Genomic DNA, 16,145 nt, shown 5'->3' with positions numbered 1-16,145 from the left:
GACTTAGTCGAAATTTATGGCAATATTTAATTTTCAAAAGCCCGATAAAGTTATCATGATCGATTCAACCGATTTTGAAGGTAAATTCGAATTTAGACCTTTAGAACCTGGTTATGGATTGACAGTTGGTAATGCACTTAGAAGAGTTTTGCTTTCAGCGTTAGAAGGTTATGCAATTACATCTGTTCGTATCGAAGGTGTAGATCATGAGTTTTCTACTATTTCAGGTGTTGTTGAGGATGTTACCGAAATTATCCTTAATCTAAAACAGGTACGTTTCAAACGTCAGATTGAAGATATCGATAATGAATCAGTTACTATTTCTGTTTCTGGTAAAGATCAATTAACAGCAGGTGATTTTCAAAAATTTATTTCAGGTTTTCAAGTTTTGAATCCAGACCTTGTTATCTGTAATTTAGATTCTAAAATCAAATTGAATTTCGATTTAACAATTGAAAAAGGTAGAGGATACGTGCCTGCTGAAGAGAACAAAAAACAGAATGCCGCAATTGGAACGATTTTTACAGATTCTATTTTTACTCCGGTAAAAAATGTAAAATATGCAATCGAAAATTTCCGTGTAGAGCAAAAAACAGATTACGAAAAATTAGTTTTTGAAATTAAAACTGATGGTTCAATCAATCCAAAAGATGCTCTTACTGAAGTCGCTAAAGTTTTAATTCACCATTTCATGTTGTTTTCTGACGAAAGAATTACACTTGAGGCTGACGAAATTGCACAAACAGAATCGTATGATGAAGAGTCATTGCATATGAGACAATTGCTTAAAACTAAGCTTGTTGATATGGATTTATCTGTAAGAGCATTAAATTGCTTGAAAGCGGCTGAAGTTGATACACTTGGTGATTTAGTATCGTTCAATAAAAATGACCTAATGAAATTCCGTAATTTCGGTAAAAAATCTTTAACTGAACTTGATGAACTTGTTGCAGTGAAGAATTTAACTTTCGGAATGGATCTAGCTAAATACAAATTAGATAAAGAATAATTTACTTCATATTTTGCTCTCCATGGTGGATCGTAGCAAGATGAAGATAAAAAAACACGTCATGAGACACGGAAAAAAATTCAACCACTTAAGCAGACAGACTGGACATAGAAAAGCTATGTTAGCTAATATGGCTTGTTCTCTTATCGAGCACAAACGTATTAACACTACTGTTGCTAAAGCTAAAGCGCTTAAACAATTTGTTGAGCCTTTAATCACAAAATCAAAAGAAGATACGACTCACAATCGTCGTATTGTTTTTGCTTACTTACGTAGCAAATATGCTGTAACTGACTTGTTCAGAGACGTAGCCGCTAAAGTTGGAGACCGTCCAGGTGGATACACTCGTATCATTAAAGTTGGAAATCGTTTGGGAGATAACGCTGATATGGCGATGATCGAACTTGTTGACTTCAATGAACTTTACAACGGAGGTAAAAAAGAAGTTAAAAAAGCGAAAAGCCGTCGTGGTGGTAAAGCTAAAAAAGCTGAAACTGTCTGCTCCAGAAGCTCCTGTTGCTGAAACAGAAACGACTACTGAAGCTTCTGAATAATTATGAAAGTAATCATTCTATAAAAATCAAGGATAAACTAATTTTTAGTTTATCCTTTTTTTTGATTTTTTTCAAACTGCAAAAATGTAACTTATTTAAAATGATAGGTTTTATTTTTACGAATGAAAGTTTTAAAAAATCTTGGAAGGGCTATTTTAAAGAAGTAAATTTGCAAAATATCTAATTATACTTAAAACCTTTATTTCGGTTTTACAACTTGATTAAAAAAACAATACAAATTAAATAATGAAATACACAACACGACAAAGCGCCATTTTATTACTTAGTGACGGAACAATCTTTCACGGGAAATCTATCGGAATTAGCGGTAAAACTTTCGGTGAGGTTTGTTTTAATACTGGAATGACAGGGTATCAGGAAATCTTTACTGATCCTTCTTACTTCGGACAAATAATGGTTGCTACAAATACACATATCGGAAACTATGGCGTTAATGATTCTGAAGTTGAATCTGATAGTATTAAAATTGCCGGTTTAGTTTGTAAAAACTTTAGTTTTAATTATTCTAGAGAAAATGCATCTGGAAGTTTAGAGGATTATTTTGCTAAACAAAATTTAATCTGTATTTCTGATGTTGATACACGTGCACTTGTAAGTTACATTCGTGATAATGGTGCAATGAATGCAGTTATCTGTACAGATGGAACTCCAATCGAGGATTTGAAGAAAGAATTGGCAAACGTTCCAAATATGGAAGGTTTGGAGTTGGCTTCTAAGGTATCGACTAAAGAGCCATACTTTGTTGGTGACGAAAATGCTACTTATAAAATCTCTGCTTTAGATCTAGGTATCAAAAAGAATATTTTGAGAAATCTTGCAAAAAGAAATTGCTATATTAAAGTTTATCCTTTTGATTCAACTTATAAAGACATGTCTGAGTTTAATCCAGATGGATATTTCTTGTCAAACGGGCCTGGAGATCCAGATCCTTTATTCGGAGCAATTCAGGTTGCAAAAGAAATTTTAGCGGATAATAAACCTTTATTTGGAATCTGTTTAGGACATCAAGTAATTGGTTTGGCAAATGGTGTTGAAACTTACAAAATGTTTAACGGACACAGAGGAATTAACCATCCTGTTAAAAATATTATCACAGGAAAAGGCGAGATAACTTCTCAAAATCATGGTTTTGCAGTTAAGAGAGAACAGTTAGAGAATCACCCTGAGTTAGAGATTACTCATGTTCACTTAAATGATGGTACAGTTGCGGGGATGAGAATGAAAAATAAAAATTGTTTTTCAGTACAATATCATCCGGAAGCTAGTCCAGGGCCACACGATTCGTCATATTTGTTTGACCAATTTGTAGAGAACATAAAAAGTAGCAAAGTCTAAAACGATGTAGTTAATAAATAAAGGTGTTTAATGGCTAGAATGCGTTTTTAGTATTAAATATTTTTATAATTTCGAAAAAAAATATAATTTATTAATAAAAAACAAAAATAATGAGTATTATAATTAAAGTTCACGCAAGACAAATTCTTGATTCTAGAGGTAATCCTACTATTGAAGTTGACGTAGTAACTGAAAATGGAGTTTTAGGTAGAGCCGCTGTTCCATCTGGAGCATCAACTGGAGAGCACGAAGCTGTTGAATTACGTGATGGAGGTAAAGCTTATCTAGGTAAAGGTGTTTTGAATGCAGTGAATAATGTAAATACTATTATTGCTGAAGAATTAGTTGGGACTTCTGTTTTCGAACAAAATACAATTGACCAATTAATGATTGATTTAGATGGTACTCCAAACAAGTCTAAATTAGGAGCTAATGCTATTTTAGGTGTTTCTTTGGTCGCCGCAAAAGTCGCCGCTAACGAACTTGGTTTGCCATTATACAGATATGTAGGTGGAGTTTCTGCTAATACATTGCCTGTTCCAATGATGAACATCATCAATGGAGGTTCTCACTCTGATGCGCCTATCGCATTCCAAGAGTTTATGATTTTCCCAGTAAAAGCAACTTCTTTTACACATGCAATGCAAATGGGAACAGAAATTTTCCATAACTTGAAAAAAGTATTACACGATAGAGGTTTAAGTACTGCTGTAGGTGATGAAGGAGGTTTTGCTCCAAATTTGGCTGGTGGAACTGAAGATGCTTTAGATACTATCAAATTAGCAGTTGAAAAAGCTGGATATTCTTTTGGTGACGAAATTATGATCGCTCTTGATTGTCTTGCTTCTGAATTTTATGTAAACGGTAAATACGATTACACTAAATTTGAAGGTGAAACTGGAAAAATCAGAACTTCTGAAGAACAAGCTCAGTATTTGGCTGAACTTGTCGCTAAATATCCAATTATCTCTATCGAAGACGGTATGTACGAAGATGACTGGGACGGATGGAAAGCTTTAACTGAAAAAATCGGAGATAAAGTACAATTAGTAGGGGATGATTTATTCGTAACTAACGTTGCTCGTTTGTCAACTGGTATCGAAAAAGGAATTGCTAACTCAATCTTAGTAAAAGTAAACCAAATTGGAACTTTAACAGAAACTATTGCCGCAGTAAACATGGCTAAAAATGCTGGGTATACTTCAGTGATGTCTCACCGTTCTGGAGAAACAGAAGATAATACAATTGCTGATTTAGCAGTTGCTTTAAATTGTGGGCAAATCAAAACTGGTTCGGCTTCTCGTTCTGATCGTATGGCTAAATACAATCAATTATTGAGAATCGAAGAAGAATTAGGAAGTACTGCTTATTTCCCAGGTTTAAACGCTTTCAAAATTAAATAATCATACTAGTTATATATTGATTTTAAACCATCCGCCACGGCGGATGGTTTTTTTTGGAGTTTTAACAAATTCATAGCAGGATTCTTTTTTTAGTTAGTCTTAAATTCCTTAGATTTGATAAATTATTATTTTATAGAATTATTTCCGATTATATTATGTCAAAAATAGCTACATTAGAGGTAGATGGTAAGAAAATTGAACTTCCGGTTATCACAGGGAGCGAAAATGAATCAGCTATCGATATTAACAAATTACGAGATTTAACAGGTATTATTACAATTGATCCGGGTTACAAAAACTCTGGATCTTGTACAAGTGAAATTACTTTCTTGGACGGTGAATTAGGAATTCTACGTTACAGAGGATATTCAATCGAAGATTTAGCTGAAAAAGCTAGCTTTTTAGAAGTGTCTTATCTTTTGATTTTTGGAGAATTGCCAACAGCGGCTGAATTGGAGCAATTTGAAAATGGTATTAAAAAACATTCTTTGGTAAACGAAGAAATGAAAAATATCATTGACGGTTTTCCAAAAACAGCACACCCAATGGGAGTATTATCTGCATTGACAAGCGCTTTGACTGCCTTCAACCCAAAAGCAGTTAATGTTGATAATGAAAAAGAAATGTATGAGGCAATTTGCAAAACAATGGCTAAATTTTTAGTTATTGCAACTTGGACTTATAGAAAATCAATGGGCTATCCATTGAATTATTATGATAATACAAAAGGATATGTTGAGAACTTTATGCAATTGATGTTCCAATTGCCTACAGGCCCATATAGTGCAAATCCTGTTGTTGTTGCTTGCGTTAGATAAATTATTTATTCTTCACGCAGATCACGAGCAAAACTGTTCTACATCTACGGTAAGAATGGTTGGTTCATCTCACGCTGGTTTATTTGCCTCTATTTCTTCTGGAGTTTCAGCGCTTTGGGGACCTCTTCACGGAGGAGCAAATCAGGCTGTGCTTGAAATGTTGGAAGAAATCAATAAAGATGGTGGAGATACTGATAAATTCTTAGCAAAAGCAAAAGATAAAAATGATCCATTCCGTTTAATGGGATTCGGACACAGGGTTTACAAAAACTTCGATCCAAGAGCAAAAATCATCAAAAAAGCGACTACTGAAGTTTTAGAGACTTTAGGTGTTGAAGATCCGATTTTAGATATCGCAAGAAAACTAGAAAAAGCGGCTCTTGAAGATGAATACTTCAAATCAAGAAATTTATACCCGAACGTTGATTTCTACTCTGGAATTATTTACAGAGCTTTAGGAATTCCAACAGATATGTTTACAGTAATGTTTGCTATCGGAAGATTGCCAGGTTGGATCGCACAATGGAAAGAAATGCGTGAAAACAAAGAGCCAATTGGAAGACCAAGACAAATTTATACTGGACATCCTTTAAGAGAGTTCAAGTCTAATAAATAAAAAACGAAAGCTTCACTTAACTGTGAAGCTTTTTTTATATTTGCTCAAAATATAATAGAGTTATGTTGCAATTAAATGTAAAGAACGAAACATCGCGGCTTCGCGCCGTAGTTTTGGGTTCTGCTGTTCATAATGGGCCGACTCCAACACTAGAGGAAGCTTATGATCCTAAGTCATTGGAACATATTAAAGCAGGAACTTATCCTGTTGAAAAAGATATGGTTGCTGAAATGGATGCTTTTAATGCTGTTTTTCAGAAATACGATGTAACTGTTTATCGTCCGAAAATGATCGAAAATTACAATCAAATATTTGCTAGAGATATTGGGTTTGTAATTGATGATGTTTTTGTGAAATCTAATATTCTTCCAGATAGAGAACGTGAGTTAGATGCAATTCAATATGTAATAGATCAAATTGACCCGTTAAAAGTGGTGCGTCCGCCAGAAGAAGTTCATATTGAGGGAGGGGATGTAATGCTTTGGAACGATCATATCTTTATTGGAACTTATAAAGGAAGTGATTATAAAGACTACATTACAGCAAGAACCAATATGCATGGTGTAAATTATATCAAAGAATTGTTTCCGAATAAAATTGTTAAGGAATTTGATTTAGTGAAATCTAAGTTGGAAGCTCGTGATAATGCATTGCATTTAGATTGCTGTTTTCAGCCTGTTGGAAAAGATAAAGGCATTATTTATAAAAGAGGTTTCCGTGAAGAAGCAGATTATCTTTATTTGGTGAAGCTTTTTGGAAAGGAAAATTTATTTCATATTGAAAGAAATGAAATGTATAACATGTTTTCAAATGTGTTTTCAATTGATGAAAATGTAGTAGTTTCTGAAAAGAATTTTACAAGATTGAATAACTGGCTTCGCGAAAAAGGCTTTACTGTCGAAGAAATTCCGTATGCTGAAATTGCGAAACAAGAAGGATTGTTGAGATGTTCAACACTTCCGTTAATTAGAGACTAAAAATAGTTTTTTAGTTTTACGTTTCAAGTTTTATAAAACGTGAGACGTGAAACCTGAAACAAAAAATATAAAATCATGAAACAAACAACTAATGCTATCGTGATGATTCGTCCAGTTGCATTCAGAATGAATGAACAGACGGCTGTAAATAATTATTATCAAAAAGTATTAGACGGACTTTTGCCAAGCACCGTTAATGCTAAAGCACAACAAGAATTTGATGCTTTTGTTGAAAAGCTTCGTGCTGTAGGAGTTGATGTTACAGTTATAGAAGATACATTGGAAACAGATACGCCAGATAGTATTTTTCCAAATAACTGGGTTTCATTTCATGAAAATGGTGATGTGGCTCTTTATCCAATGTTTGCTGAGAACAGACGTCTAGAACGTCGTGAAGATATCTTAGATATACTAGAAGAGAAAGGTTTTGAGATTTCTAATATAATGGATTATACATCTGCAGAAGATGATGGCTATTTTTGGAAGGAACAGGAAGCCTGCTTTTAGATCGTGCCAATGCAAAAGCATATTGTGCATTATCGCCTCGTGCTGATGAAGAATTGTTTATCGAATTTTGTGAAGATTTTGATTATGCTCCAGTAATTTTTGAGGCCTTTCAAACAGTTGATGGAGAGCGAAAACTAATTTATCATACGAATGTGATGATGTGTTTGGGAGAAACTTTCGCTGTTATTTGTGCAGATTGTATTGATGACAAAAAAGAACGTAAAATGGTCTTGGATAATTTGAAAGATGATAACAAAGAAATTATTTTGATTACAGAAGATCAGGTGAATAATTTTGCAGGAAATATGCTGGAAGTTAGAGGAACAAACGATAAAAAATATATTGTTATGAGTGCTTCTGCGCATCAAAGCCTAACTCCAAAGCAAATTACACAATTAGAAAAACATGCCGAAATTTTGAGCTCAAGTTTAGATACGATCGAAGCTTGCGGAGGCGGAAGCGCAAGATGCATGATGGCCGAAGTTTTTTTGCCAAGAAATTAAAATTAGGTTTCTAAATAAAATAAAAATGGGATAAAGCTTAAAGTTTTATCCCATTTTTTTATCTCTCTGTAAAGATTATCTACATTAAATTTCCTTTTACAATATTGATGATGGAGCTCACTATGTATTGAATTCCGATAGAAATTACAATAAAACCAACGATTCTGGAAATGGCTACAATTCCCGATGCACCAAGTATTCTTGCCAAATAGTGAGCGCTTTTTAGAATTGCAAAAATGACAATTGAAATAGCTAAAATAGCAAGACATGAAAAAATAATTTCCTCCATTTGATGGTGTTCCTGATAGAAAGCAATTAACAATGACATTGATCCAGGACCAGCAAGCATTGGTATTGCTAGTGGTGTCAATGCAATGTCATTTCTTTGTTGCGCCTCATTTTCAATCTTTTTGTTGATTCCTCGTTTTTTATTGAATTTTCCAGAAAGTAAAGAAAAACCTGAATTTACAATGACAATTCCGCCGGCAATTCGAAGCGCATCAATGCTGATTCCGAAAAAAGTTAAAACATATTGTCCTATAAAATAAGAGACCAATAAAATTATGCCCACATTAATAGCTGTCCAAAGTGAAATTCTGGATCGTTCTTTTTGTGAATCGTGTTGCGTCAATCCAACAAAAATTGGTACTGTGCCAATTGGGTTTAATACTGAAAAAAGTGCGGCAAATAAATAAATGAATAAATCCATAAAGTTTTGATTGGTCAAGTAAAAGTAGACAAATTTTCACATTGACAGGCAAATTTGCATTAGCTTCTTTGTTTTTTTTAGAGTTAATATTCTGAATTATTAAGACAAGCTAAGCTCAACCTTTTTGATTACTTTTGTGAAATATTTTAAAAAGATGAAAAACAAAAAAACTTTGCTTCTTGGTGCTACAACAAAACCAGATCGTTATGCATTTAGGGCTATAAATATGCTTACTCAAAAAGGGCACACCGTTTTGGCAATTGGTCAAAATGCAGGAGAAGTTGGTGGCGTAAAAATTCACACAAAAGCAATTCCTGTAAAAAATATTGATACTGTTACTTTGTATTTAAATCCGGCGCGTCAGCGTGATTATTATAATTATATCATTGAGGCACAGCCAAAAAGAGTGATTTTTAATCCCGGAACTGAAAATCCTGAATTATATCAATTATTAGAATTAAATAATATTGAAGTTGAAGTTGCTTGCACGTTAGTTTTATTGGCAACAAACCAATATTAATTGAAAAAACACGTTTTTAAAACTTTCCGATCATATTGGAAAGTTTTGTTTTTTATGGGCAGATAGAAACAAGATTAATTTCATTTGTTTTGGGATTGAATTTAATTGTTTCAAAGTCTTTGATACCGTTAAAAATGTTACTTTTGTCGTCATGGAATTTTCATCAAAATTAATAGAGAAAGCGGTTAACGAAATGTCGCAGTTGCCTGGTATTGGCAAGCGTACAGCTTTGCGACTAGTACTTCATTTGCTAAAACAACCAAAAGAGCAAACTGGTTTTTTGTCGCAAGCACTTTTGAATATGCGTGAGGATATTAAGTTTTGTGAGAACTGTCATAATATTTCAGATACTAAAGTCTGTGAAATTTGTGCTAACAATTCAAGAAATCATCAAACTATTTGCGTTGTCGAAGATATTCGCGATGTTATGGCTATTGAAAATACCGGGCAGTATAAAGGAATTTATCATGTACTCGGAGGGAAAATTTCGCCAATTGAAGGTGTGGGTCCAAGTCAGTTGAATATTTCAAGTTTGGTCGAAAAAGTCAAATCTGGAAAAGTCGTAGAAATTATTTTTGCGCTAAGCTCAACTATGGAAGGCGATACGACAAATTTTTATATCTATAAACAAATTGCTGAATCCCAAATTGTAATTTCTACAATTGCGAGAGGAATATCGGTCGGTGATGAATTGGAATATGCAGATGAAGTCACGCTTGGAAGAAGTATCTTGCACCGTGTTCCATTTGAAAAAACATTTAAAAATAATTAAACAAAACCCCAAATAAAATATAGATTTTCTGAAGAATAAATGAAAAGCTATATTTGCGATAAAATTTTAACAATGACAAAAAAAAGCTTTTATATTCTGCTGTTGGTCAGTACACTTTTTACTTCATGTATCCCTATAAAAGATTTAGTATATCTGCAGGATAAAAATACTTCAGAGGAATCAAATACAGTTGCCGCAGTAGGAACTAAGCCTTATAGGCTACAGGTCAATGACGTTTTAAGTATTAATATAAAAGCAATAGATCCTAAATTGGTTTCTATTTTTAGCAAGTCAGAAAATGCCACCAGTACAACTGGAAGGTCTGAAGCCGCATTATATTTTGATGGTTTTACAGTTGATGATCATGGGAATATTAGAATCCCAATTTTAGGCGAAATAAATGTAATTGGATATACTTTAGAAGAAGTTAGAGTAATAATTGAAAAAAATTACTTGAAGAATATTTTAAAACAGAAGCAAATCTTTTCGTAACAGTAAAATTAGCAGGTTTCAGATATACAATTAATGGTGAAGTTGGAAGCACAGGGACAAAAACATTGTTTCAAGAGCACGTGAATATTATGGAAGCTGTTGCAAATGCAGGAGATATAAATACTGTAGGAAATAGAAAAGCCGTGACGATCATTCGTCAGACACCTACAGGTGTGCAAATGAATGAAATTGATCTTACTGATGTTAATGTAATGAAATCACCCTATTACTATTTACAGCCTAATGATTATATCTATGTAAAACCATTGAGGCAAAAAACATGGGGAACCGGGCAGACAGGAATTCAGTCGATAGGAACCATCATTACTTTATTATCATTGGCAACTACTGTTTATTTAATTCTTAAATAATTTATCAAAACTATAATTTAGACTTAGAAAATGTTAGATATAAAAGATTTTTCGATTTTTGAAAATCAGTCAAGTTTTGATTTTAAAGGTTTGTTGCTTAAAATCCTCAGTTATTGGAAATGGTTTTTAGTAAGCTTGATTATTGCATTTACAATTGCGTATCAAGTAAATATCCGTAAAGAAAAAATTTATGGAATGCAGACTTTGATTTCAATTAAAGAAGAAAGCAATCCTTTTTTTACTTCAAATACAAGTTTGGTTTTTAACTGGGGTGGAATTTCAGATCAAGTTAACGGAATTAAAACCGTATTACAGTCAAGATCTCATAATGAGTTGGTTGTTAGTAAATTGCAATATTATATTGATTACTTGACTATGGGGAAGTACAATTTGATTGACTCCTATGGTGTAGTGCCTTTTTATGTTAATATTGATAAGTCTAGAGGGCAATTAGCAAATACACTAATTAAAATTAAATTCCTCAGTGAAAATGTATATGAAGTTCGTATACCATTTGAAAGTAATTCTGTTTCATTGATAAACTATGCTGAAAATTCGTATTCTAATACAGCTGTTCAACCGATAGAATTTGTAAAGAAATATAAGGTGGGTGAGCAAGTTTCTCTCCCTTTTTAAACTGGAAGCTTCAAATTACTGATAATCCAGGCTTGTATAAAGGAAATGAATATTATGTTAAGTTTAATGACTTTGACGGAACTGTGTCTCGCTATAAAGGGGTCAATGTGAGTTCTGACGATAAAGGAGGTTCGATATTAACATTGAGCATGCAGGGGACTAACAAGGCAAGACTTGTGGAATATCTGAATTCAACAGTTAAGATGCTGATCAAAATTCAACTTGATGGAAAGAATCAATTTGCAACTAATACAATAAAGTTCATTGACAGTACACTTATTGCAATGGAAGCGCAATTGAAACAAACTGGAAACGAGTTGAAGTCATTTAGAAAAGACAAGAATATCTATGAAATAGAAGGGGGACTGATAAGTTTTCTAATAAGATAATGGATTTTGATGCTCAGAAAGATATGGTAACTAGAAAAATTACCTATTATAATTCTTTAAAGGCTTATCTTAATAATAGTGTTGATTATTCAAGATTGCCAGCTCCATCTGTGGCGGGAATTGATGATCCTAATATTGTGGCAAATATTTCGAAACTAATTGCCCTTTCTGCTCAAAGGTCAGAAATGGCTTATGCTGTAAAAAGTGATAAGATTTTTAAAGATTTTGATAATCAAATGGAGGCATTAAAAAGCGTTTTGCTAGAGAATATTACTTCTGCAAAGGCTTCGTTATTATATGATTTGTCATTGGTAAATGCTAAAATCAATGAGGCTGAAAATACAGCAAAGAGTTTGCCGGAGGATCAACAGGAATTATTGAAAATCAAAAGAAAATATGATTTAAATGATAATATTTATACGTCGTTTTTGCAGAAACGAAATGAAGCAGAAATTGTAAGGGCATCTAATTTGTCCGATATTCACTTTATTGACCCAGCAAAAGGGATTAATGGAGTTTTGGTGGGGCCAAAAACCTCAGTAAATTATATATTGGCGTTGTTTTTAGGGATTCTGATTCCGCTTTCATTTATTTTGGTGATCTTTTTTATTAATAATTCCATCCAAAATACCGAAGAGGTTACTAAACTTACTCAAATACCAATAATTGGAGTAGTTGGAGTAAATAAGGGAGGTGTTAATCTGGCAGTTTTTGATAAACCAAAATCAGCTCTTTCCGAATCATTTAGGGCAATACGATCTTCGTTGCAGTTTTTGTATAAAAAACAGCAGGTTAGTGGGGCAAAAACTTTGATGATTACGTCTTCAATAAGTGGAGAAGGAAAAACATTTTGCTCTATAAATATCGCTACAGTTTTTGCGTTAAGCGAAAAGAAAACTGTTATTATAGGCTTGGATTTAAGAAAACCAAGACTGGCAGACGAGTTTGGTTTAGTCAATCAAACTGGAGTTGTGAATTATTTGATTAAACAAAATAGCCTTGCTGAAATTACGAATTCAACTCAAATTCCAAATCTCGATGTTATACTTTCTGGTCCCATTCCGCCAAATCCATCAGAGTTGATATTAAGTGATGCTATGCGCGAAATGATTGAGGAATTAAAAGCAAAATATGATTATGTCATTTTAGATACACCGCCAGTTGGTCTAGTGTCAGATGCTCTGGAATTATCTCAATATTCAGATGTTACTTTATACATTGTAAGGCAAAATTACACTAAAAAAGACATGATTAAGTTGCTAAACACAAGGGTTAAAAGAGGTGAGTTGAGTAACGCGAGCATTGTTTTAAACGGCTATGAAAATAAGGCAAAATATGGGTCTGGGTACGGGTATGGTTATGGTTATGGAGATTATTCAAACGGATATCTTGAAGATGAAAAAAGCCAAAATCAGTTAAAGGCTTCTTTGATAAATTGATGAAGAAATAAATCTGATTTAAATGGAAACATCAAGTCAAAATACAATTTTAATTACTGGAGGTGCAGGATTCATTGGCTCAAATCTATGCGAGTATTTTTTGGCGCTTGGAAATAAAGTAATTTGTCTCGATAATTTTTCAACTGGTCATCGTCATAATTTGGATGGTTTTATAGAAAATTCAAATTTTAAATTAATAGAAGGCGATATCCGAAATTTAGCTGATTGTATTTTGGCTGTGCAAGGAGTTGATTATGTTTTGCATCAGGCGACTCTAGGATCTGTTCCGAGATCAATTAATGATCCCATTACAACAAATGATGTAAATGTTTCTGGATTTTTAAATATGCTTGTTGCATCCCGAGATGAAAAAGTAAAGCGCTTTGTTTATGCGGCAAGTTCTTCAACTTATGGAGATTCTGAAGGATTGCCTAAAGTTGAAGAAGTTATAGGCAAACCCTTGTCTCCATATGCCATTACAAAATATGTTAATGAATTGTATGCTGAGATTTTTAGTAAAACATATGGTTTGGAAACCATAGGTTTGAGGTATTTCAATGTTTTTGGAAGGCGGCAAGATCCAAAAGGAGCGTATGCTTGCGGTAATTCCAAAGTTCGTAATGCAGTTGATGAAATATGAAAGCCCAATTATAAATGGTGACGGAAATTATTCAAGAGATTTTACATACATTGAAAATGTAATTCAAATGAATGAATTAGCAATCAAAAGCAAAAATGTGGTCGCTGTCAATACCATTTACAATACGGCGTATGGTGAGCGCAATACGTTAAATGATTTAATGGGATATTTAAAAAAATATCTTTCAGAATTTGATCCAAAAATTGCTGACGTTCAAATTGTTTATGGCGAAAATAGAGCTGGAGATATTCCGCATTCATTGGCCAGTATCGAGAAAGCAAAGAATATTTTGGATTATAATCCAAAATATTCTTTGCAAGAAGGTTTAAAAGAAGCAGTAAGTTGGTACTGGAATAATTTAAGAGAAAAATAGACTAAGATAATAGTAGAATAAATGAAAATTACAAAAATTTGTTGCATTGGTGCTGGTTATGTTGGAGGACCAACTATGGCAGTTATTGCTCAAAAATGTCCACATATTGAAGTGACAGTCGTTGACTTGAACGAACAAAGAATTAAAGATTGGAATGATCCTAATACAGAAAATATTCCAATTTATGAACCAGGTTTGTCTGAAATCGTAGCAGAAGCTAGAGGGCGAAATCTATTCTTCTCAACCGACGTTGAAAAAGCAATTGATGAAGCTCAAGTAATTTTTATATCGGTAAACACTCCAACCAAGACTTTTGGAAAAGGAAAAGGTATGGTCGCTGACTTAAAATATATTGAGTTATGTGCTAGGCAGATAGCCAAAGTTGCAAAAGAGAATAAAATAGTTGTAGAAAAATCAACTTTGCCTGTTAGAACAGCAGAAGCAATAAAAAGTATTCTAGACAATACTGGAAATGGAGTTCAGTTTCAGATTTTATCAAATCCTGAATTTTTGGCAGAAGGAACCGCGGTGACTGATTTGCTAAATCCAGACCGAATTTTAATTGGAGGAGATACAACACCTGAAGGGGAAGATGCGATTAGTGCTTTGGTTGATGTTTATGCAAATTGGGTTGAAAAAGATAAAATTTTGACAACAAATGTATGGTCATCGGAATTATCTAAGCTTACAGCAAATGCATTTTTGGCACAAAGAATTTCTTCAATAAATGCAATGTCTGAATTGTGTGAAAAGACAGGAGCCAATGTAAATGAAGTTGCAAAAGCAATTGGAATGGACAGCCGAATTGGGCCAAAATTTTTAAAAGCTTCTGTAGGCTTTGGAGGATCGTGTTTTCAAAAAGATATTTTGAATTTAGTATATATCGCAAAATCTTATGGGCTAAATGAAGTGGCTGATTATTGGGAACAAGTAATCATAATGAATGATCATCAAAAAAGAAGATTCTCTAACAAGATAGTTCAGACTTTATATAATACAGTTGCAGATAAGAAGATAACATTTTTAGGTTGGGCCTTTAAAAAGGATACCAATGATACTAGAGAATCAGCGACTATTTATGTTGCAGATGATTTAATTAATGAGCAGGCAAATATTTCAGTATATGACCCTAAGGTTTCGCAAAGCAAAATGTTAAGTGATTTAGATTATTTGCAAACAAGATCAAGTGAAGATAATAGTAAAGCTTTAACTGTATTTGGGGATCCTTATGAGGCTTGTAAGGGCGCGCATGCGATTTCAATCCTAACGGAATGGGATGAATTTGCGACATATGATTGGCAAAAAATATATGACTCCATGCATAAACCGGCATTTTTGTTCGATGGAAGGAATATATTGGAAGCAAAAGAATTGGAAGCAATCGGATTTGTTTATAAAGGAATAGGTTCTTAAAGTTGAGATTTGTATTGAAATGGAATTTAATATTAAATTAATTAGGTAGGAAGATGTCGAAAATTTTATTTCAATAAAAGAGTTATGAATTGGTATGTACTTTATACAAAGCCCAAATGGGAGAAAAAAGTTGCTGAAAGACTTACTCAAATAGGTATAGAATGCTATTGTCCATTAATTACTCAAGTTAAGCAATGGTCAGATAGGAAAAAGAAGGTTGAAGTGCCTCTTTTTAATTCTTATGTATTTGTTCAACTTTCAGAAATTGACCGAAATTCTGTTTTCAATATTCCGGGTGTTGTGAGATATTTGTTTTGGCTTGGAAAACCTGCAATTGTTAGGGAGGAAGAGATTAACATAATTAGAGCTAGTTTGAAAGATACAAATGTCAGCGATATTTCAGTGTCTTCAATTCAAGTAGGTGATAGAATAAAATTAGAATCAGGAGCTTTTAGTAATCAAGATGCAATTGTACAGGAAGTTTCAAAAACACATTATATTTTGGTTTTAGAGTCTATGGGCTGTGTTCTCAAGATAAAATACAAGTAGTTTTAACTAAAAAAATAAAAGCAGAAGATAAAAATGCTCGGATTTGAGATTTTATTTTCTGTTTTTTTTATAGTGTATTTTTTTACATGCTGATAAATA

9 protein-coding genes and 6 pseudogenes are annotated in these 16,145 nt (G+C 33.2%); 14 read left to right on the top strand and 1 reads right to left on the bottom strand.

The features are described from left to right. Positions 1-16: 16 nt before the first annotated feature. The 7 genes and pseudogenes from ACQ9BO_RS26290 (at position 17) to ctlX (ending at position 7,743) form a co-directional block, all read left to right on the top strand. A complete protein-coding gene (locus ACQ9BO_RS26290) occupies positions 17-1,009 on the top strand; it encodes a DNA-directed RNA polymerase subunit alpha (protein WP_431243088.1) in 993 nt (330 codons plus the stop codon). Positions 1,010-1,070: 61 nt separating this feature from the next. Then, positions 1,071-1,563, top strand: a pseudogene (gene rplQ, locus ACQ9BO_RS26285) (50S ribosomal protein L17). 246 nt (positions 1,564-1,809) lie between these two features. After that, the gene (gene carA, locus ACQ9BO_RS26280; RefSeq protein ID WP_431243087.1) at positions 1,810-2,919 is read left to right on the top strand and encodes a glutamine-hydrolyzing carbamoyl-phosphate synthase small subunit; all 1,110 of its coding nucleotides are present in this window, start codon (positions 1,810-1,812) and stop codon (positions 2,917-2,919) included. Between the two features lie 110 nt (positions 2,920-3,029). Then, complete coding sequence (gene eno / locus ACQ9BO_RS26275) at positions 3,030-4,322, top strand: phosphopyruvate hydratase (protein ID WP_431243086.1); 1,293 nt, start codon at positions 3,030-3,032, stop codon at positions 4,320-4,322. Between the two features lie 155 nt (positions 4,323-4,477). Further along, positions 4,478-5,756, top strand: a pseudogene (locus tag ACQ9BO_RS26270) (citrate synthase). A 62-nt stretch (positions 5,757-5,818) separates the two neighbouring features. Then, positions 5,819-6,733 (top strand): dimethylarginine dimethylaminohydrolase family protein, encoded by a 915-nt coding sequence (locus ACQ9BO_RS26265; RefSeq protein WP_431243085.1) that lies wholly within the window; start codon positions 5,819-5,821, stop codon positions 6,731-6,733. Between the two features lie 75 nt (positions 6,734-6,808). Further along, positions 6,809-7,743 (top strand): annotated as a pseudogene (gene ctlX, locus ACQ9BO_RS26260) (citrulline utilization hydrolase CtlX). A 79-nt stretch (positions 7,744-7,822) separates the two neighbouring features. On the opposite strand, the gene ACQ9BO_RS26255 reads toward ctlX, so the two are convergent. Then, positions 7,823-8,452 (bottom strand): MarC family NAAT transporter, encoded by a 630-nt coding sequence (locus ACQ9BO_RS26255; protein WP_431243084.1) that lies wholly within the window; start codon positions 8,450-8,452, stop codon positions 7,823-7,825. Positions 8,453-8,606: 154 nt separating this feature from the next. On the opposite strand from ACQ9BO_RS26255, the gene ACQ9BO_RS26250 reads away from it, so the two are divergent. The 7 genes and pseudogenes from ACQ9BO_RS26250 to ACQ9BO_RS26220 all read left to right on the top strand — a co-directional run bounded on the left by ACQ9BO_RS26250 (position 8,607) and on the right by ACQ9BO_RS26220 (position 16,046). Further along, entirely contained in the window at positions 8,607-8,972 is a 366-nt protein-coding gene (locus ACQ9BO_RS26250) for a CoA-binding protein (protein ID WP_431243083.1), read from the top strand. A gap of 151 nt (positions 8,973-9,123) precedes the next feature. Continuing rightward, on the top strand, positions 9,124-9,744 hold the full coding sequence (gene recR, locus ACQ9BO_RS26245) for a recombination mediator RecR (RefSeq protein WP_431243082.1): 621 nt from the start codon (positions 9,124-9,126) through the stop codon (positions 9,742-9,744). A gap of 72 nt (positions 9,745-9,816) precedes the next feature. Beyond that, positions 9,817-10,607: pseudogene (locus tag ACQ9BO_RS26240) on the top strand (polysaccharide biosynthesis/export family protein). Between the two features lie 30 nt (positions 10,608-10,637). Next, positions 10,638-13,071 (top strand): annotated as a pseudogene (locus tag ACQ9BO_RS26235) (polysaccharide biosynthesis tyrosine autokinase). Positions 13,072-13,093: 22 nt separating this feature from the next. Then, positions 13,094-14,084: pseudogene (locus ACQ9BO_RS26230) on the top strand (SDR family oxidoreductase). 21 nt (positions 14,085-14,105) lie between these two features. Then, positions 14,106-15,497: a UDP-glucose 6-dehydrogenase gene (locus ACQ9BO_RS26225; protein WP_431243081.1), complete on the top strand. Its 1,392-nt coding sequence runs from the start codon at positions 14,106-14,108 to the stop codon at positions 15,495-15,497. Positions 15,498-15,581: 84 nt separating this feature from the next. Then, a complete protein-coding gene (locus tag ACQ9BO_RS26220; protein WP_431243080.1) occupies positions 15,582-16,046 on the top strand; it encodes a UpxY family transcription antiterminator in 465 nt (154 codons plus the stop codon). Positions 16,047-16,145: the final 99 nt, after the last annotated feature.

The sequence above is a fragment of the Flavobacterium sp. P21 genome, assembly GCF_050632225.1.
GTDB lineage: Bacteria > Bacteroidota > Bacteroidia > Flavobacteriales > Flavobacteriaceae > Flavobacterium.
This window is presented reverse-complemented; position numbering and strand designations above follow the sequence as displayed.

Coding starts and splice junctions, on each gene's coding strand:
- ACQ9BO_RS26265 (WP_431243085.1), top strand. CDS start 5,819: ATGTTGCAATTAAATGTAAAGAACGAAACATCGCGGCTTCGCGCCGTA.
- ACQ9BO_RS26290 (WP_431243088.1), top strand. CDS start 17: ATGGCAATATTTAATTTTCAAAAGCCCGATAAAGTTATCATGATCGAT.
- ACQ9BO_RS26250 (WP_431243083.1), top strand. CDS start 8,607: ATGAAAAACAAAAAAACTTTGCTTCTTGGTGCTACAACAAAACCAGAT.
- ACQ9BO_RS26220 (WP_431243080.1), top strand. CDS start 15,582: ATGAATTGGTATGTACTTTATACAAAGCCCAAATGGGAGAAAAAAGTT.
- ACQ9BO_RS26225 (WP_431243081.1), top strand. CDS start 14,106: ATGAAAATTACAAAAATTTGTTGCATTGGTGCTGGTTATGTTGGAGGA.
- carA (WP_431243087.1), top strand. CDS start 1,810: ATGAAATACACAACACGACAAAGCGCCATTTTATTACTTAGTGACGGA.
- recR (WP_431243082.1), top strand. CDS start 9,124: ATGGAATTTTCATCAAAATTAATAGAGAAAGCGGTTAACGAAATGTCG.
- ACQ9BO_RS26255 (WP_431243084.1), bottom strand. CDS start 8,452: ATGGATTTATTCATTTATTTATTTGCCGCACTTTTTTCAGTATTAAAC.
- eno (WP_431243086.1), top strand. CDS start 3,030: ATGAGTATTATAATTAAAGTTCACGCAAGACAAATTCTTGATTCTAGA.